Source organism: Fimbriimonadaceae bacterium (genome assembly GCA_023957775.1).
Lineage (GTDB): Bacteria > Armatimonadota > Fimbriimonadia > Fimbriimonadales > Fimbriimonadaceae > JAMLGR01.
In genome coordinates this window covers 24,731-43,823 of record JAMLGR010000008.1, presented here as the reverse complement: position 1 = coordinate 43,823, position 19,093 = coordinate 24,731, and the positions used below count along the sequence as shown (strand labels likewise).

At 66.5% G+C, this 19,093-nt stretch carries 17 protein-coding genes; 4 read left to right on the top strand and 13 right to left on the bottom strand.

Features of this window, described 5'->3' with window-relative positions:
- Positions 1-276 precede the first annotated feature (276 nt).
- The 3 genes from M9921_08380 to M9921_08370 are packed head-to-tail and all read left to right on the top strand — an operon-like array spanning position 277 to position 3,784.
- Positions 277-2,181, top strand: a complete 1,905-nt coding sequence (locus tag M9921_08380; GenBank protein MCO5296859.1) for a glycoside hydrolase family 127 protein — start codon at positions 277-279, stop codon at positions 2,179-2,181.
- 11 nt (positions 2,182-2,192) lie between these two features.
- Positions 2,193-2,474: a NifU family protein gene (locus M9921_08375; protein MCO5296858.1), complete on the top strand. Its 282-nt coding sequence runs from the start codon at positions 2,193-2,195 to the stop codon at positions 2,472-2,474.
- The gene (locus M9921_08370) at positions 2,471-3,784 is read left to right on the top strand and encodes an FAD-dependent oxidoreductase (protein MCO5296857.1); all 1,314 of its coding nucleotides are present in this window, start codon (positions 2,471-2,473) and stop codon (positions 3,782-3,784) included. The genes M9921_08375 and M9921_08370 overlap by 4 nt, the downstream gene beginning before the upstream one ends.
- 37 nt (positions 3,785-3,821) lie before the next feature.
- Here the strand turns inward: M9921_08370 and M9921_08365 are convergent, their stop codons facing one another.
- From M9921_08365 to M9921_08305, 13 genes are all read right to left on the bottom strand, one after another.
- Entirely contained in the window at positions 3,822-4,331 is a 510-nt protein-coding gene (locus M9921_08365; protein MCO5296856.1) for a hypothetical protein, read from the bottom strand.
- 10 nt (positions 4,332-4,341) lie between these two features.
- Complete coding sequence (locus M9921_08360) at positions 4,342-5,355, bottom strand: rod shape-determining protein (protein MCO5296855.1); 1,014 nt, start codon at positions 5,353-5,355, stop codon at positions 4,342-4,344.
- A gap of 5 nt (positions 5,356-5,360) precedes the next feature.
- Positions 5,361-6,644 (bottom strand): UDP-N-acetylglucosamine 1-carboxyvinyltransferase, encoded by a 1,284-nt coding sequence (gene murA / locus M9921_08355; GenBank protein MCO5296854.1) that lies wholly within the window; start codon positions 6,642-6,644, stop codon positions 5,361-5,363.
- Positions 6,645-6,834: 190 nt separating this feature from the next.
- Positions 6,835-7,365 (bottom strand): HNH endonuclease, encoded by a 531-nt coding sequence (locus M9921_08350; protein MCO5296853.1) that lies wholly within the window; start codon positions 7,363-7,365, stop codon positions 6,835-6,837.
- 221 nt (positions 7,366-7,586) lie between these two features.
- Positions 7,587-8,285: an SDR family NAD(P)-dependent oxidoreductase gene (locus M9921_08345; GenBank protein MCO5296852.1), complete on the bottom strand. Its 699-nt coding sequence runs from the start codon at positions 8,283-8,285 to the stop codon at positions 7,587-7,589.
- Entirely contained in the window at positions 8,282-9,118 is an 837-nt protein-coding gene (locus tag M9921_08340; GenBank protein ID MCO5296851.1) for a 6-carboxytetrahydropterin synthase, read from the bottom strand. The genes M9921_08345 and M9921_08340 overlap by 4 nt, the downstream gene beginning before the upstream one ends.
- Complete coding sequence (locus M9921_08335) at positions 9,115-9,975, bottom strand: ABC transporter permease (GenBank protein ID MCO5296850.1); 861 nt, start codon at positions 9,973-9,975, stop codon at positions 9,115-9,117. The genes M9921_08340 and M9921_08335 overlap by 4 nt, the downstream gene beginning before the upstream one ends.
- Positions 9,975-10,997, bottom strand: a complete 1,023-nt coding sequence (locus M9921_08330) for an ABC transporter permease (protein ID MCO5296849.1) — start codon at positions 10,995-10,997, stop codon at positions 9,975-9,977. Before M9921_08330 ends, M9921_08335 begins: the two co-directional genes overlap by 1 nt.
- Complete coding sequence (locus M9921_08325) at positions 10,994-12,439, bottom strand: ATP-binding cassette domain-containing protein (protein ID MCO5296848.1); 1,446 nt, start codon at positions 12,437-12,439, stop codon at positions 10,994-10,996. The genes M9921_08330 and M9921_08325 overlap by 4 nt, the downstream gene beginning before the upstream one ends.
- A gap of 7 nt (positions 12,440-12,446) precedes the next feature.
- Positions 12,447-13,427 carry a BMP family protein gene (locus M9921_08320; protein ID MCO5296847.1) on the bottom strand — a complete coding sequence of 327 codons (981 nt, stop codon included), beginning with the start codon at positions 13,425-13,427 and terminating at the stop codon, positions 12,447-12,449.
- A 55-nt stretch (positions 13,428-13,482) separates the two neighbouring features.
- Positions 13,483-13,965 carry an NADH-quinone oxidoreductase subunit NuoI gene (gene nuoI / locus M9921_08315; protein ID MCO5296846.1) on the bottom strand — a complete coding sequence of 161 codons (483 nt, stop codon included), beginning with the start codon at positions 13,963-13,965 and terminating at the stop codon, positions 13,483-13,485.
- The gene (locus tag M9921_08310; protein ID MCO5296845.1) at positions 13,962-14,489 is read right to left on the bottom strand and encodes an NADH-quinone oxidoreductase subunit B; all 528 of its coding nucleotides are present in this window, start codon (positions 14,487-14,489) and stop codon (positions 13,962-13,964) included. The genes nuoI and M9921_08310 overlap by 4 nt, the downstream gene beginning before the upstream one ends.
- A 328-nt stretch (positions 14,490-14,817) precedes the next feature.
- Complete coding sequence (locus M9921_08305) at positions 14,818-15,375, bottom strand: CHRD domain-containing protein (protein MCO5296844.1); 558 nt, start codon at positions 15,373-15,375, stop codon at positions 14,818-14,820.
- Positions 15,376-15,651: 276 nt separating this feature from the next.
- Between M9921_08305 and mfd the strand changes: the two genes are divergently transcribed.
- A complete protein-coding gene (gene mfd / locus M9921_08300) occupies positions 15,652-19,092 on the top strand; it encodes a transcription-repair coupling factor (protein MCO5296843.1) in 3,441 nt (1,146 codons plus the stop codon).
- The last annotated feature ends 1 nt before the right edge of the window (position 19,093 follow it).

Sequence of the window (19,093 nt, the reverse complement as noted above, 5' to 3'; positions counted from 1 at the left end):
TGGGCCTTGGGTCTTGGGCCTTGGGCCTTGGGCCTTTGCGTGAGCCCTCCCACATAGCGCCCCTTGCGCCCTTTGCGTGAGACCCGCCGTCGAAGGACCAAGGACCAACAACCACCAACAAAAAAGAGGAGCCCTCTTGCGAGGGCCCCTTCCCTTTCCTTTCGATCCCATGCGAGGCGCCAGGTGCGCCTCATGAGCCGCTAGCTGCGGCGAAGTTGGTCGATTGGGTCGTGTTTGGTCTGGCTGCAAGGTTCGTGCCAGGCTAAACTCCACCGTGTGGACGCACCTCTCTTTGATCACCCCCCGCTGCACGAAGTGCGCCTGACGGGCGGCCTCCTTGCCGAGCGCCAAAGCACCGTGTGGAGCACGACCCTGCGCACCATCTTGCGCAACTGCGAGGAGACGGGGCGTCTTGAGAACTTCCGCCGGGCGGCCCGAAGGGAGTCGGGTGGGCACCAGGGCCGCTACTACAACGACAGCGACGTCTACAAGTGGCTCGAGGCGTGCGCCTATGCCAAAGCACGCGGCGCGCTGCCGGAGGATGTGGCGACCGCTGCCGCAGAAGCGATCGACGCCATCGCGGCCGCGCAAGAGCCGGACGGCTACCTCAACACCTACTTCCAGCTCGCTCGTCCCGAAATGAAGTGGAAGAGCCTCCACGCGATGCACGAGCTGTACTGCCTGGGGCACCTGATCGAAGCGGGCGTGGCCTGGGCGGAAGATGCCGACGACCGACGTCTGTTGGACGTCTCGCGCCGAGCGGCCGATCTCGTGGACAGGCTCTTCGGAGCCGAAAGAGGCCGTGTCGGCTACCCGGGCCACCCAGAACTCGAAATGGCCCTCCTTCGGCTGGCAACTTTCCTCAACGAGCCGCGCTACCGAACCCTTGCCAAGCTGTTCGTCGATCGCCGAGGCACGCGCCCCTCCCCGTTTGAAGAAGAGCTGAAGGACCCGGCGGTCACAGCCATGAATCCCGGCCACCACGCCCTCGTGATGGAAGGGGGCGCCTACTCCGGCGCTTACCTGCAAGACCACAAACCGTTGCGCGAGCAGGAGACCATCGAGGGCCACGCCGTGCGGGCCCTCTACCTGCTGTCGGCGGCGGCCGAACTCGCGGTGGACGACGCCTCCCTTCGCGAGCCCCTTCGGCGGCTCTGGACGAACCTGCTCGAGCGTCGCACCTACCTCACGGGAGGAGTCGGCAGCAGCGGGCACAACGAGGGCTTCACCAAAGACTACGATCTGCCCAACCGCGAAGCCTACGCCGAGACTTGCGCGTCGGTTGCGCTGGCCATGTGGGCAAGTCGCATGCTCGCCATCGAAAACGAGGGCGCGTACGCGGACGCATTGGAGACCACCCTTTTCAACGGGGTGCTCGCGGGCCTGTCGGAGGACGGCGACCGGTTCTTCTACGCCAACCCGCTCGAGAGCATCGGCGGGGTGGAGCGCCCCGACTGGTACAGCTGCGCGTGCTGCCCGCCCAACATCGCCCGTTTCCTGGGGTCGGTCGAGCGCACGCTCGTCGGCGTCGGAAAGGACGCCCTCTGGATCCACGTGCCTGCCGCACTTCATGTCGACGCGGTCCTCCAAGGCGTTTCGGTGGCTGTGACCGTGGAAGGCGACTACCCATGGTCTGGCACAGTTTCCGTGCGCGTCGAGCCGGAAAGACCCGTGGAATTCGCCCTTCGCCTCCGCATCCCCACCTGGTGCGAAGACGCGACCCTCGAAGTGGTCGGCGCGGATCAGCCCGCGGAGTACGAGGACGGCTACGCCGTGATCAAACGCACCTGGTCGCCCGGCGACCTGGTGCGCGTGGAGTACGCCATGGAACCCGGGTGGGTGGCCTCTCATCCGCGCGTTCTCGCCAACGCAGGACGCGTCGCCCTCCAGCGGGGCCCCATCGTGTACTGCGTGGAAGAGGTGGACCTGGGTGCCGCGCCTCAGCACCTCGCCGTCGACACCGTGGCGCCGATCGAATCGCACCAGGACGGCAACTCGGTGGTCTGCACGGTGGCGGGATGGCTCGACCAGGACCCGGAGCTCGGTCTCTACGCCCCGTTCGAACCCACCGCCCCCGCTCCGACACAGGCCCCGTGCGTGCCTTACTTCCGCTGGGCCAACCGAGGCCCGGGCGCCATGCAGGTGTGGCTGCGACGGATGGAAGACGGTCCCGTGCAATAATTACCTACGGCATGGGCATTCTCAAAGCGCTCTTTGGCGCACGTCCGCAGGACCCGATCGAGGAGGGTCCGCTGTACCCGCAGGTTCGGGAGGCCATGCGGGACGTCCAGGCCTACGCCCGCTCCCACGGCGGCACAATCGAGTTGATGGGTGTCAACGACGAAGGCGACGTGAGGGTTCGATTCGGTGGCACGTGCCGCGGCTGCCCCCTTTCGGCGGTCACGCTGAAGATGGGCGTCGAGCAGCGCCTCAAGGCCCTCGTGCCGGGCGTCCACAAGGTCCTCGAGGTATGACCCCGTCGCCCTACGACGTGATCGTGTGCGGCGGGGGGACGGCCGGGGCGGCGGCAGGCATCGCGGCGGCGCGGCGCGGCGCCAAGACCCTCATCGTCGAGCAGCTCGGCGCTTTGGGAGGAACTCAGACTCAGGGTTGGGTTACCCCCCAAATGCCGAACACCGTGGGCTCCGAGAAGCTCTCGCGAGGCCTCAACCTGGAGATCTTGGAGCGCCAAGGGCGGATGCAACCACCCGGCGCACTCGACCACGGCGACGACTGGTACGACCCAACCGCGCTCGCGCTCGTCCTCGACGCCCTGGCCGAGGAGGCAGGGACGCAGTGCCTCTTCAACGCGACCCTCATCGGAGCGCGGAGTGCCGGAGGGCGCGTCGAGTCGATCGAAGTCGCAGCGCGCGGCGGCCGACTCGCGCTGGCCGCGTCCTCGTTCCTCGACTGCACGGGCGACGGCGAGCTTTGCACCCTCGCGGGTGCGGAACTGATGGGCGGGGACGAGGACGGCATCCATCAGCCCATGACCCTGCGGTTCGCGATGGGCAACATCGACCTCGATCTGCTGCGTCTGGGCGGCGCCGAGTTCCTGCGCATCAACACCCCGGAGTACGCGGAGTGCGGGTACGGCGAGGCGAAGGACGGCGCCCTGGGAGGCCCCGTGCGCGAGGCGATCGCCGAGGGCGTCCTCGAGGAGGACGACTTGGGCTACTTCCAGTTCTTCACCGTGAACGGACGTCCGCGCGAACTCGCCTTCAACGCTCCCCGGATCGCGGGCCTCGACCCTCTGGATCCGTTCGAAATGAGCCGCGCCTACCAGATCGGACGCGCGAAGATCTTCCGAATCGCCGCGTTTGTCCGACGCTGGCTTCCCGGTTGCGGCGACGCCTATGTAAGTGCCATCGCGCCCCTGATGGGCATTCGGGAGTCGCGCAGGGTCGTGGGGGAGTACGTGCTCACCGAGCAAGACCATGCGGATTGCCGCAAGTTTCCCGACGCGATCGCCCGCAACCGCTATCCGGTGGACATCCACCTCAAGAAGGGGCTGGACTACCGCAAATTCCCGCCCGGCGAGTGGCACGACATTCCCTACCGCTCCCTCGTGGTGAAGGGGTTCGAGAACCTCTGGGTCGCGGGCCGGTGCCTCAGCGCGACGTTCGTGGCCCAGAGCGCGGTGAGAATCCAGCCCGTCTGCCGGGCGATGGGCGAGGCCGCCGGCACCGCCGCCGCGCTGTGCGCCGCCCGGAAATGTGCCGCACAGGCCCTGCCCTACGAGGATTTGAAACCGTTCCTAGATTTGGGATCCCCTCACCCCTAAAGAGGACTCCCCCCACAAACCACAAACCACAAACCAGCTATCCGTCCCCGTGCATCATCGCCGGGGTCCACTTCGAGCTGGGGGTGTGCGTCAGTTCGGCGATGCGGATCAATAGGAAGCCGACGGCGTCTCCGAACTCGGCCAACGCCAACTCGTCTTTCGGAGCGGTAGCCACGGGGCCGATGCGCGCGACACAGCCCCATTTGACCAGCTTGTCGAGCTTGTTGCGGGCATCCTCGTCCTTGATCGAAAAGACGGCGGCGTCGAACTTGACCGGGCGCGGGGTGTATTTGAAGTACGGCTTGGCCGCCTCGAACACGCGGTCGAATTCTCTCACAAGCTCGGTGCGGGTCAACACTCCGGTCGGCGCAAACTTCGGTGCAAACGGCTTGGCTTTGCCGCCTGTGAAGATGCTCAGGGCCGTCCCGACGCGCTTGAAGACCGCCGTGGCCTCCGGCCGGGTCACGGGGCCCTGGGGCTGTTGCACGCCCATCGCAACGCTTGCGAGACCCACCATCGCGATCCAAACGGCGACTTGTCGTTTCATGGCTTCCATCCTAGATCGTGCTGACCGCGCCGCTCGAACGGATCGCGGAGAGCTCCTCGAGCGCCCGGCCCGTGCCGATCGCCACACAGTTCAACGCATTATCCGCCACACGGACGGGAATGTCGGTCACGCTCTGCAGCAATCGATCGAGTCCGCGCAGCAGCGAACCGCCGCCGGTGAGGGTGATCCCTCGCTCGATGACGTCGCTGCCCAGTTCGGGCGGTGTCTCCTCAAGCACGTTGCACAGCTTCTCGGCGATCGCGCGCACGGGTTCGGTGAGCGCCTCGCGAATCTCCTCACTGCTAATCTCGGCACTTTTGGGCAGGCCCGCCACCAAATCGCGCCCACGAATCTCCAATCGAAGCTCCTGCTCGAGCGGATAGGCCGAGCCGATCTTGATCTTGATCTGCTCGGCGGTGGGTTCGCCGATCATCAGGTTGTACGCGTTGCGGATGTGGCGGATGATCGCCTCGTCCATCTTGTTTCCGCCCACGCGCAGGCTGTGCGAAAGCACGATGCCCCCCAAACTGATCACCGCAATGTCGGTGGTGCCGCCGCCGATATCGACGACCATGTTCCCGCCCGGCGACGCGATGGGCAGGCCCGCGCCGATCGCGGCGGCCATGGGCTCCTCGATGGTCATCGCCTCGCCCGCGCCCGCCTCCCGCGCGGCTTGGATGACCGCGCGCCGCTCGACGTTGGTGACGCCGCTGGGAACACACACCAGCACGCGGGGGCGGAACAGGCGTCGCTTCCCCGCCACCTTGTCCAGCAGGTACTCCAGCATCTTCAAGGTCGTCGAGTAGTCGGCGATGACCCCGTCCTTGAGCGGCCGGATCGCGACGATGTTTCCGGGGGTCCGCCCAAGCATTTCGCGCGCGTCGTTCCCGACCGCAAGCACCTTGCCCGTGGTCGTGCTCATCGCCACCACGGTCGGCTCGGAGAGCACAACGCCGCGGCCCCGCCGATACACGAGAATGTTGGCGGTGCCGAGGTCGATGCCGATTTCGGGGACGAGTTTCAACGCGATCAGGAAGAGGTTTCGGAGGCCTCCATATCCGGGGAAGCCACCCGCTCAATCCGTGCGCCGATGCTCCGAAGCGTGGCCTCGAAGTTCTCGTAGCCACGGTCGATGAAGTGAATGTTGCGAACCAGGGTCTCGCCTTCCGCCGCCAGACCCGCCAGACAGAGCGCGGCGCCCGCGCGGAGATCGCTGGCCTCGACGTTGGCTCCGCGCAGTCCGTCCACGCCGGCGATCACGACGGAGCGACCTTCCGTGCGCATCCTTGCGCCCATTCGGTTCAGCTCCTGCACGTGGCCGATCCGGCTCTCGTAAATCGTCTCCTCGACCACGGACGTGCCTTCCGCCAACGCCAGAACGGCCGCCATGGGCTGCTGCAGGTCGGTCGGGAATCCGGGATAGGGCATCGTCTTGATGCGGATGCCGCGCAATCGCTTCGGTGCGGCCACCCGGACCCAGTCGGGCCCCTCGCTCGCGATGGCCCCCGCCTCGCGCAGCTTGTTGACCAGCGCGGTCTGGTGGTCGGGCATGATGCCCCTCACGGTCACGTCTCCGCCCGTGATCGCACCGGCCAGCAAGTACGTTCCCGCCTGCATCCGGTCCGACGGGATGCGGAACTCGCAGGGGGTCAGCCCTTCGACGCCGAGGATCGTGATCGTGCTCGTACCGGCGCCTTCGATGCGGGCGCCCATGCGGTTGAGGAATTCGGCGAGGGTCGTGACCTCCGGTTCGATCGCGGCGTTTTGGATCACCGTGTTGCCGCGCGCGAGCGTGGCGGTGGTCATCAGGTGTTGGGTCGCGCCCGCGCTCGGGAAGTCGAGGTAGATTTCCGCGCCCCGAAGCTGTTCCACGGACGCCATGTAAGCCCCGCCCGTCAGTTCGACGTCGGCGCCGAGCAGCGCCAAGCCCTTCAGGTGGAAGTCGACCGGCCGCGCGCCGATCCGGCAGCCGCCTGGCGCCGGCAGATGGGCCTTGCCCACCCTGGCGAGCAGCGGCCCGAGAAGATAGAACGAAGTGCGGATCGATCGAACGGTCTCCTCGTCGGCGTCGCCGTCGTGGATCGTCGAACAGTCGAGAAACAGGGAGTCCTCACGCCAGGCCACCTTCACGCCGAACCGTTCGAGCAAACGCGCCTTGATGCGCGTGTCCGAAACGTCGGGAACATTGTGGAGCACCGTCGTGCCCTCGGCGAGAACCACGGCGGACATGATCGCCAGCGCGCAGTTCTTGCTGCCCGCGACATCCACCTGCCCGGTCAGCGCGCGCCCGCCGGTAATTTGCAACATACTCATGCAACCCCTCCATCCTTGGTCGGTTGTAACTCAAGCATTTTAACGCGGAACCTCGGGAAACACAAGTGTACTTGAGTCGGCGCGCACGGCGCGTCGTTGGTCGTTGATCGTTTGTGGGTTGTCGTTCGCCTACCACGTCGACAAATCGGGGCACCCCCCAAAACGCAAACCCGACCAACGACAAACGACTCTAAGAGTGTGCGACCGCCAATTCGTCGAACACGGGCAGGTAGGGGCCCCAGGCATCCACAGATCTCGCCTTGAGATAGGTCGGGAGCGAAAGGTACGGGATGAAGTGCGGGCGCTTGGGCCTGCGCGCCAGCGGCATCCGCGCCTGCTGGGGCGTCCGATCCCCCTTCTTGAGGTTGCATCGTCGGCAGCACGCCACGAGGTTGTCCCACGTGTTGGGGCCGCCGGCCCATCGGGGAACGACGTGGTCGATGGTGAGGTCGCGGCCCCGCGTGCCGCAGTACTGGCACGCGTACCCGTCGCGCGCCAGCACCGAGTGGCGCGACAGGCGCAACTGGGGCATCGGGCGCTTCACGCTGTACCGCATGCGCAAGACGCTCGGCGCATCGAGGTCGCCTCCCGCCGTGGCCAACGGCGCGTCGCGCGCCTCGAGGATCTCCGCCTTGCCGACCAGCAGAAGCCCCATCGCCCGCCGGAGCGTGCACACGTGGAGAGGCTCGTAGTTGGCGTTGAGCAGCAGCACCTCACCCACGGGCGCCCCCCGCCAACACCGGTCCGGGCAACAAAAAAGCCCGCATGCAGGCGCACGCGAGCCTCGCAACCTCTAAGGTCGCCACACGTATGCGCGTGCCGCTCCAGTTGGGCGGCCGACGCAACCTTGCAGATTGCGGTCGAGTTCGCCTAGCCACGATTCTTTAGACGCACGACGATCGCCGAGCGACGCACCGATTGGGAAAAAACCACGCCCCCCACCTACAGGACGCCCAGCGGCGGCGTGAGGACGATCTCGTCCACCACCCGGTCGTCGGGCAGGTCCAGCACGTCTGCGATCGTCTGCGCCACGGCCTCGGCGCGGAGCATGAGCGTCCGGTCTGGGGCGCCGCCCCCCGCGTCCCAGAGCGGCGTATCGGTCGCTCCGGGCAGGACTGCCGTGACCTGGATCCCTTCGCCTCGCACCTCGAGCGACAAGGACCGCCCGAACTGCAGCAGCCCCGCCTTGGAACCGCCGTAAGCCGCCGCGCCCGGAAAGACGTGCCGTGCCGCGATGCTGAGCACGTTCACGATCCGTCCGCGGCCCGCCTCGCGCATCCAGGGCAGCACGGCCCTGCAGAGGGCCGCCGGCGCGACGAGGTTCGTTTCGAACTGGCTCACGACATCCTCTTCTGGCAACTCGGCGAGCGGCCCGAACATGGCACATCCCGCCGCGTTCACCAACGCCGCCGACTCCGCACTCCTCTTGGCGGCCATCTCCACCAAGGAAGCCCTTTCCGATGCGACGGTCACGTCGCAGCGCACAACGATCGCTCCTTTGCCGCAGGCGCCCGCCGTCTCCTGCAACGCGTCAAGCCGACGGCCGGCCAGGATCACCGTCCAGCCGCGTTCCGAGAGCGCGAGCGCCGTCGCTTTCCCGATCCCGCTTCCCGCGCCGGTGACGATCGCGACGCGCTTCATGCCCGCGCCCCGACCTCGAAGATGTTGCGGGCCGTCTCAAACACGCGGACTCGGTGCAACTCGGCGGGCACCTTGCCCTCCAGGCGATTCCAAATCTCCTGGACCAACGCTTCCGTCGTGGTCATGCGCCCGTGGAACTCCGGCAGATCTTCGTTCAAGTGCTTGTGGTCGTAGCGGTCCACCACTTCCCGGTTCACCACTTCGTCCAACGCGCCGATGTCCGCAAGCATCCCGGTCTTCGGATCCGGTTCCCCGCGCACGGTCACCTCCACGACGTAGTTGTGGCCGTGCCCGGCGGGGTTGTTGCATTTGCCGAACAGGGAGACATTCTCCTCGGGGCTCAGCGCGGGGTTGTCCAGCCGGTGGGAGGCGGCAAACTCGTACGATCGGGTCAGGGTCATTTGAAGGTCCTCTTCGGTCGAGCCGAACTCGAGCTCGGCGTACAGGGTCTCGGTCTCGTCCAGGCGCAGCCGCGTGAGCCGGACCTGGGGAGGCAGGCCAACCAGGCGGGAGCGAATGAAAGGAAGCAGATTCTCCAACGTCGGGGCGCGATCGGCGAAATGGGGAACCTCGTCGTTCAGGCTCTTTCCGTCCAGGCCGGCGATCACATCCCGGTCGATGATATCGTCGATCTCCTTGATGTTCACGACCATCCCGGAAGCCGGGTCCACTTCCCCTTCGCTTTCGACGATGAGCACATAGTTGTGGCCGTGGTTGTAGGGCGAAGCCCACGCCCCGAACCGCTCGCGATTCTCCGCGTCCGACAGGCTGGACAGCCAGTAGCGGTGGCCCGCGGAAAACGTGACGCGGCGCGCGAGGCGGACGGCCCTCACCGTCCCCTCCGGTACGGAACGCCAAGCGCGGCGGGAGCCGCCCTCCCGCGGCCGGCGACCACCAAGACCGCGAGCGCCGCGAGATAAGGCAATGCCAGAAAGAGTTGGAACGGAAGCGCGCTCCCTCGACTCTGGAACGTGTACTGCAAGGAATCGAGATACCCGATTCCCGCCGCGGCCGCCAGCACGCCGATCGGATTCCACCTTCCAAACGTCACCATCGCAATCGCCACAAATCCCCGGCCCGCCGTCATGTTCTCCGCAAACGACCCGGCGATCCCCAAAGATAAATACGCCCCCGCGATGCCCCCCAGCACTCCGCCGATCGCCAGGGCGCCGAATCGAACCCGGGTCGACGAGAAGCCCGCGGCTTCGACCGCATCCGGCTCCTCGCCGCTTGCCCGGACCACCAGTCCCCACCCCGACCGCGCAAAGAGCACCGCTAGAACGCACGCCAGCATCACCGTGCCGACGGAGATCGCATCGAGGCCTTGCCACGTCGGCAACTTCGGCACGCTGAGAAGCTGGCCGCTCTGCCCGAACTCGCCTCGAAACAACGCACCGGTGATCCCCAGGGCCAGCAGGTTGATGCCCGTGCCGGCCACCACCTGGTCTGCGGCCAAACCGACGCAAAGACCACCCAAAACCATCGCCGACGCCAGGCCGCCGCACGCCGCCGCAACCACCCCAAGCCAAGGCGAGCCGGAGTGCAGGCTCACGACCATCCCCAGATACGCGCCCAAGAGCATCGTGCCCTCGAGCCCAATGTTGAGCACCCCGGACCTTTGGCCGACGGTCTCTCCCAACGCCGCGAGCGCGACCGGGGTCGCAAACACCAGCAGCGAAATCCAGTCCATCAGGCCACCCCCGTCCGCCGAATCCTGCGCTCGCGAAGCGCCTGCCAAGCCACGAAGCCGAGCACCGCCGCCCCCTGGATCGCATAGCCGAGCGTCCCGCCCTCCGGAGTGAATCGGGCCAGATTCTCGGTGCCTGCGAACAGCGCCCCAAAACCAACCGCCGCGACGAGCGCGCCCAGTGGATGGAGCGCGCCCACCAACGCGACCGGAATGGCGAGGAAGCCCCACTGTTGCGAGAAACCCGCACCGATCTGCCCCGCCAGCGCCGAGTACTCGACGCCCCCGGCGAGCCCGCAGAACGCTCCCGAGGCGGCCATCGCCATCACCTGGATCCGACCCGCATCCATGCCGGCTGCCCGCGCCACGCGGGGTCCCTCGCCGACCAGCCGCAAGCGAAAGCCGGCCCGGGTGCCGTAAAGCCACAACGCGACGCCGAAGGCGGCGAACAGGGCGAGAAACACCCCGCCGTGCAGATCCGACTGGCGGCTGAGCCTCCAAAGCATCGCCGCCTCGGGCAGACGATCGGACATCGGCAGGCCGCCGGTCCGCTGCTGCAGAGGACCGCTCACCACCCAACCCAGCAGTTGCAGCGCAACGAAGTTCAGGAGAATCGTCGAGATGACCACCTGCACTCCCCGGCGCACGTGAAGCCACCCCGCGAACGTCGCGTACACTCCGCCACCCGCGATCGAACACGCGAGCATGCCGACGGTCAGCACCATCGGAGGCGCGCCTTCCGCCAGCCGGGCGAACGTCGCAGCCGAGATCCCTCCCACGATGAACTGGCCTTCGCCCCCGATGTTGAACATGCCCGCCCGCCATGCGAGGATGGTCCCGAGAGCGCAGAAGAGCAACGGGGTGGCCCGCACCGCAGTGCGGGTCCATGCGACCCCATCCCCACCCGCGCCCTTGGCCAGCAGCTCCAACGAGTCCCGAAGCGGCAGGCCAAAGACCGCCAAGGTCACGGCCATCAGCGCCAGAAGGGCCGCGACCGCCAGAAGAAACCGGGCCAACGGCTTCATGCCCCGCCACCGACGACCGACGCCGCTCCCCAACCCTCGGTGATACGGCCACCCGAAAGGAACCCAACCCGATCCGCCAAGGTGCCGATCTCGTCGAGGTCCGACGAGACGAGGAGCACCGCCGCGCCGGAGTCGCGCGCCTCGAGGAGGCGCGAGTGGACGAACCGCGCCGCCCGGACGTCGAGGCCCCGCGTCGGATTCACCGCCACCAACAACGTGGGGTGGCTCTCCAACACCCGCCCCACCACGACCTTCTGCTGGTTGCCGCCGCTCAGCGCTCCGATGCGGGTTCGCTCGGAGGAGGCGCGCACCTCGTACTTCTCCATCACCGAACGCGCCCATCCGCGCACGCGCGCCGGGCTGAGAAACGGTCCTGGCCCCAACTCGGCGCGGCGCTGCCCCTCCACGAGCAAGTTGTCCGCAACGCTCATCCCCAACGCCAAACCGTCGTGTTGCCTGTCTTGCGGAATGTATCCCACGCGGCGCGCGGGTCCCGACCACGCCAAGGTGCCCCTCGATGGCCGGACGCCCGCCAGGGCCTCGGCCAGTTCGACCTGGCCGTTCCCGTCGACGCCGCCGAGCCCGTAAATCTCCCCGCACCGAACTTCCAGGGTGATCTCCCGGATCGCCACCGTGCCGTCGTCTCGCGCAACGGAGAGGCCCACGGCGCGGATGCCATCGCTGGCGCGACGCCCGGGCTTCGGCGACCATTGCGGCAACTCTCCAACCATCAAGTTAGCCAAATCCTGACCGGTCACCGAAGCAGCCGCCCGGCTCGCGACCACGCTTCCCGCGCGCAGCACAGTGATCCAATCGGCGACTTCCAGGACCTCGCGCACCTTGTGCGCGATGAGGATCACCAGCGTCCCGCGGTCGCGCAACGCGCGCACCAGCCGCAGCAAATCCTCCACCTCCGGCTCTGACAGGGTCGCCGTCGGCTCGTCGAGGATCAGGACCCGCGCATCCTCCGCCAATGCCTTGAGCACTTCGATTCGCTGGCGCGTCCCGACGGGCAGCGACCCGACTCGTGCCCTGGGATCCAAGGGCCAACCCAGCTCGCGAGCCAACCCCAGGGCCCGTTCAGACCTGGCTCGCGGGCGCGACGGGGCCAACAGGTTGGGGAGCCTCGGCAGCGCGAGATTCTCCTCGACGGTGAATGCGGCGACGAGTTTGAAGTGCTGGTGGACCATGGCGACTCCCGCCGCGCCGCACGCCGCCGGATGCCCCAAGGGCAGCGGCTCGCCTTCGAGCAGCACCGTGCCGGCATCGGGGACGACGAAGCCTCCGACGATCGACGCCAACGTGGACTTCCCCGCCCCGTTCTCCCCCACCACGGCGTGTACGCTTCCCGCGCTCATCGCCGCGGAAACGGAATCGAGCGCAACGGTGTCCCCGAATCGCTTGGAGACGTCTCGCAATTCGAGCAAGGGCCGATTCGTCATCGAGCAACTAGAAATCGTCTTTTGGAATGGAGAGCTTGCCCGAAAGGATGTCGTCGTGCAACTCGGTGAACTTCAGCACGGCGGGCATCGGCAGTCTGTCGACCAGGTTGGGGTTGATAAAGAAGTCGACGGCCTTCTCGCGCATGCCCATCAAAACGACGCGGCCCTTGAACGTGCCGCTCTTCACCTCTTTCGCGAGCGCGACGAACGCGGGCTTGGCCTGAATGATCGCCGATCCAAGGACGACCCCACTCGGATTGTCGTTTTGATTAAGATTTGCGCCAAAAGCATAGACTTTTTTCTCTTGACAAGCGTCGAAGACGCCCTGTGCGGCGGCATTGGCCTGATGGATCACTCGATCCGCCCCCTGCTCGATCGCCTTGAGGGTCGCCTGCTTGGCGGCGGCCACGTCGCTGTCTTGGCCGGTGAAAACTTCGATCACTTTGACGTCGGTTCGAGCTGCCTCGGCGCCCGCGCGGAACGCCTTGAACGTCGAACGGATGGAGGGCACATCGGGCCCCCCGATCATCGCGACGGTCCCCGTCTCGGTGCTGGCGCCCGCCAGGAATCCCGCCAGGTAGAAGCCCTGCTCCAGATAGAAGCGGAAGGCTCCGACGTTGGGCGCCGTCTGCCCACCACTGCTGCTTACGAACATGGTTTTCGGGAAATCCTTGGCGACTTCGATGGCCGGCTCGTTGTACTCGTAGCCGTGGCCGAACACGAGGCTGTACCCCTGCTGGGCGTAGGCGCGCATCGCGTCGCGGATTTGGGTGCCCTTGGCCTCCTGGTTGTTCACCTCCGCGCCCAGTTCGTCGTGGATGGCCTGAAGCCCCTCGTAGGCCATCGCGCTCCACCCTGCGTCGCTCACCGGCCCGGGAGTCAAGAGGGCGACCTTGAACGAACTGTCTCCAAGGTCGGCTGAACCGGAACCTCCCGAGCAACCTGCGACCACCGCGGCCAGCGCCGCCATCCACACCCAACGCATCATGCGGCGAAGGTTACCGCCTATTGAAACCAACCTGGGGAAACGGGCCGCGAACTGGCTACGCCTCGTATTCGCCCTTCCAGGGCGCGTCGGCTTGGCCGGGATACTCTTCCAACAGCCGTTCCTTGGTGTAGATGAAATCCTCGCGGTGGTAGTCCGACAGCTCGAAGTTCTTTCTCAGCACGATCGCGCCGGTCGGACAGGCTTCTTGGCAGTATCCGCAGAAGATGCAGCGGATCATGTTGATCTCATACCGCGCCGCATAGCGCTCGCCGGGTGAGAAACGCGCCTCCTCCGTATTCTCCGCAGAGACGACGTTGATGCACTTGGCCGGACACGCGCCCGCGCACAGCGAACACCCGATGCACTTCTCCAACCCGCTCTCGTAGCGCGTCAGAAAGTGACGCCACCGCGTGCGCGGGTACTGCTCGCGCCGGTGTTCGGGGTACATGACCGTCACCTTTTTGGTGCGCAGCCGCCGGGCGGTGATGCCGAATCCGCCCAAGATGGGGCGCGCGACGTCTTTCAGGAATCCGCTCATGCGTCCACCCCTTCGAGCCGGCGAGGGTTCACTTCAACCAACCGAAGTTCCCTCATCGTTCCGGCCTTCTTCTTCTTCACCTTCTCTTGCAGTTTGAGAATGCCGTAGATCAGCGCGTCGGGCGAAGGGGGACAGCCCGGCACGTAAACGTCCACCGGCACCACCTGGTCGGCGCCTTGCACGATCGCGTAGTTGTTGTAAACGCCGCCGGAGCTGGCGCACGCGCCCATCGAGATCACCCACTTGGGTTCGGGCATCTGGTCGTAGATCTGGCGGAGGACCGGGGCCATCTTCTTCGAGAGGCGGCCGGCGATGATCATCACGTCGGCCTGGCGCGGGGTGGCCCGAAACGCCTCGGATCCGAAGCGGGCGAGGTCGAACCGCGAGGCCGCCGTGCTCATCATCTCGATGGCGCAGCAGGCAAGCCCGAAGGTGAGCGGCCAGAGGGAGTTGGCGCGCGCCTGGCTCACCAGGGTCTCCAGCGACGCGACGATCACGTTCCCGCCCTTCTGGACGTCGCCGATCACCGGCGTCGTGGTGTCGTGCAGAACGATGGTTTCAACTCGCTTTGGCATCCAAGAAGATGTTACCGCACCCCTTCGGGAGCGCGGGGATTGATCCGGGCTTTCAAAGGACACTGAAGCCTTCACATGAAGGAGAAACACGCCCGTCGAGCGGGCGTGGCACCCAACACCCCCGACATCACAAAGCGTTCCCCACGTGCTGACACAACAAAAGGTACCACTCCCGTGAAGCGGGCGTGGCACCCAACACCCCCGACATCACAAAGCATTCCCCACGTGCTGACAGAACAGAAGGTGCCACGCCCGCTGGACGGGCGTGCTGCACCATCTACTTCTTGCGTCGGCGAAGCAGGGCCAGGGCGCCCATCGAGAGGGCCGCGATGCTGGCAGGCTCGGGAACGGCGCCGTAGCAGTCGATCTGACCGCGGATCTCGCCACCCGGGAAAGCAACCGAGTGCACGTTGATGTAGCCGTTGCCCGCGATCAGGTCGGAGAGAATTTGCGCCTGGTTGCCACCAAGAGTCCCCGACCACGCGTAGAGCGTGATGCCGCCGGGGAGGTCGAGCGGCGTGCCGCCGATCGCGTTCGTGATCAGGTTGAAGACCACAGGACCGTTGGTGCCGGCGGGTCCGGGTGCATGGATGTGCGCGGCTGTGACGTTGGGGGCGCCGGTCGGCAACCGGTAGGGCAGACCCGTCGTGGTCATCGAGCCGGTCACGAGCCAAGTCTGGTCGTCGATCGTGAAGGACGCGGACCCGTACGCCTGCGAGCCCGACGGAGGCACTTCCTGCGTCCCGTCGATGATCGGGGCGGAGAAGCCCCAAACCACAGCGTGCGACATCGCCGCGAAGCCAAGGAATGCAAATCCGACAACTGCTTTCTTCATCAATCAATCTCCCGACGACCGGGACGTCCCGGACGAACTGGTCCATTATCGCCCAATTGGCCACAATTTGCCAACCGTTACCGGGAATCGGGAGTCGGGAATCGGGAGTCGGTCCCCACACCAGCACGATTCCCGTCTCCCGACTCCCGATTCCCGTCCCCCCCAGGTACCCTTTCGCAACAAATGCAGATTGCGGCCTGGTCTCGCGCACTCGGCTTGAGCGAGCCGCTCGGGTCCCTCCTGGAAGACGAAGACGCATCGCGAGAATGGCGGTCCGTGGCGTACGAAGCCCGGCCCGTGCTGGTCGCCGCCGCCTACCTCAAGCACCCGCGCAAGATGCTCGTGGTCACCGCCACCCACGAGCGAGCACTGCAGTGGCAGGCGAAACTCGCGCTGTGCGGCGTGCCGGACGCCTATCTCGCGCAGCTCCCCAGCGGCATCTCCGCCCTGTTCGAAGACGCCACGCCCGAGCACTCGGCGCTTTCGGACCGCATCGGCGCGTTGCGCAGCCTTGTCGAAGAGGACCCCACGATCGTCATCGCCACGCCGTCGGCCGCACTCGAACGCACTCTGCCCGCGGAGGTGCTCCAAGAGGCGTTCCTCACGCTGCGGCCGGGCGACACCGCCGACCCCGTGGACCTCGTGCGCCGCCTCAACACCCTGGGCTACGAACCGCAGGATCCCGTCCGCCTTCCCGGCCAGTACTGCCGACGCGGCGGCATCCTCGATATCTACGCCTCGGGGCTCGACCTGCCGGTCCGCATCGAGCTGTTCGGTGACGAGATCGAGTCGCTCCGCTCGTTCGATCCCAACACGCAGCGCTCGGTCGGGACGATCCCCGCGCTGGGCCTTGCCCCCTCGCGCGAAACGCTCCATCCCGAAGACCCACCGCAGTTCCGCGAGCTGCTCCTCGACAGCATGGAACGGGAGGCGGCCCACCTCCCCGACGTCGCCGCGGCTCGCCTGCGCGAACTGATCGAGGGTGACGCGAACGCGCTGGAGAACCACCTCTACTTCGATCGCCTCGACCTCTACCGACCGCTTCTTCACCCCGACTCGGGGTGCGCCATCGACCTTCTCGGCGACGAAGGGCTGCTGGTGCTCGACGAGCCCCTCGAGTTGGAGACCCTCGCGGCTCGGTCCGAGGAGGACCTCGCCGACGCCCTGCGCGCGCGCGGCGAACGCGGCGAACTGCTCCAAAGCACCGCCAACGACTTCATGCTCCCCACCGAACACCTCGGCGGCGCCGAACACGTGTGGACGCTGAGCGCGATGAACGCCCTCCCGGATTGGCTCACCCTGCCTTCCAACGTCGACATCGGAGCGGCGTCTCTGGAACCCTACCGCGGCCGAGCCGAAGCGTTCGCCACGACGCTCCAGACGTGGCGCGAACAGGGATTCACGCTCCTGTTCTGCACGGACCAGCCCACGCGCGCGCGTTCCGTCCTCTCCCAAGTCGAGCTTTTCCCCGCGGAGGAGGGCGAGCCCGAATTCGCCGGCGGCGCCTACCTCGCGGCGGGCAACCTCGCGGGCGGGTTCGTCTTACCCGAGCAGAAGATCGCCTTCATCTCCGATGCGGAACTGTTCGGCGTCGCCCGCCTCAAGCTTCCCCAAAAGCGCTTCTCGGAAGGCGCCCCGATCGCGACGGTCCTCGATCTCAAGGCGGGCGACTACGTCGTGCACATCTCGTTCGGCATCGGAGTGTTCCGCGGCCTGGTGAAACGCTCCATCGAAGGCGTGGAGCGCGAGTACCTGCACCTCGACTACGCCCCGCCCGACAAGCTGTTCGTGCCGGCGGACCAGCTCGACCGCGTGCAGAAGTATCTCAACCCGGGCGACACCGCGCCCAAACTCAATCGGCTGACCGGTGGCGAGTGGCAGAAGACGCTCTCCAAGGCCCGTGAGGACGCGCGAGCCTATGCGTCCGACTTGGTGCGTCTGTACGCCAAGCGCAAGGAGGCTACCCGTCGCCCTTTCGGCCCTGACTCGCCGTGGCAGGGCGAGTTGGAGGCGACATTCCCGTGGGTGGAAACCCCCAGCCAGCTCCAGGCGATCGTCGAGACCAAGCGCGACCTGACGGAGCCGTACCCGATGGACCGCCTCGTGTGCGGCGACGTGGGATTCGGCAAGACCGAAGTCGCGATCCGCGCGGCCTTCAAGGTCGTGCAGGAGGGCAAGCAGGTGGCGGTGCTCTGCCCCACCACGATCCTCTCCGAGCAGCATTTTCGAAACTTCGACGAGCGGCTCAGCCCGTTCGGCACGCGGATCGCGCTGCTCAACCGTTTCCGCACGACGGGGGAGCGCAACCAGATCGTCAAGGAGCTGGAGGCCGGCAAGATCGACTTGGTCATCGGCACCCACGCACTGCTGGCCAAGGAGATGCGGTTCAAGGATCTCGGACTCGTGGTGATCGACGAGGAGCAGAAGTTCGGGGTCAAGCACAAGGAGAACCTCAAGGAGCTGCGCACCGAGGTGGACGTTCTGACCCTCACCGCCACGCCCATCCCCCGCACGCTCAGCATGGCGCTCATGGACATCCGCCAGATGTCCCTCATCAACGACCCCCCGCCCGGCCGCCTCCCCATCCGCACGCACGTCCGCCCCTACAGCCCCGAAGTCGTGCGTGAAGCGATGCTGCGCGAACTCGCTCGCGGCGGGCAGGTGTACTACGTTTACAACCGGGTCGAGAGCATCGCGCACGTGGCCGAACGCCTGCGCAGGCTGGTGCCGCACGCGCGCATCGGCATCGGCCACGGGCAGATGACCGAAAAGCAGCTCGAGCCGGTGATGATCGGATTCATCCACGGTGAGATCGACGTCCTGCTCTCCACGACGATCATCGAGAACGGCATCGACATTCCGAACGCGAACACCCTGATCGTCGAGAACGCCGACCGTCTCGGTCTGGCGCAGCTCTACCAATTGAGGGGCCGCGTGGGACGGTCCGACCGACAGGCGTACGCGTATCTGCTCTACCAGTCGGGAAAGGAGCTGACCGACGGGGCCATGCAGCGGCTCCAGGCGCTGCAAGAGTTCAGCTCGCTGGGCTCGGGGTACTCGCTTGCGTTTCGCGACCTGCAGATCCGCGGCGCGGGAGAGCTGCTGGGGGCGAAGCAGCACGGCGCGATGGCCGCGGTCGGCTACGAGCTGTACTCGCAGCTCATCAACGAGGCCGTGCAGATGCTGAAGAACTCGGTGGACGGCAAACCGCCCGGAACCGGGGACGAGCCAAAGGACCCGCTCGAGTCGCTCGCCCCCCTACCCTCGTTCGACGTGCCGGTGCACGCGCTGATCCCCGACACCTTCATCCGCGACCAGGCCCAGCGGCTGTACTACTACCAGAAGATGATGGGGTCCCGCGACCGCGCCTCGTTGGCGGAGGTGCGGGCCGAGATCGAAGATCGGTACGGCCACCTGCCCGAATCGGCGGACGCCGCGTTCGGGATCATGAGTTTGAGAATGACCGCCCGCGATCTCGGCATCGACAAACTCGAGGCCAAGGGCGGTCGGATTGCCATCGGATTCCGCGACAAGTCGGCGGTGCCGCCCCGCGTCTTCAGCATCCTTGGCCGGCGCAACCGCGAGTGCTACGTGACACGGGAAGGCTTCATCTGGCCCACCACGGGCGACCCGATGCTGGCGGTCACCCAGATGCTCGATGCATTCGAAGCCGCGCACGCCCAACTGGAAGCCGAACGCGCGCAGTTGGAAGTCTGAA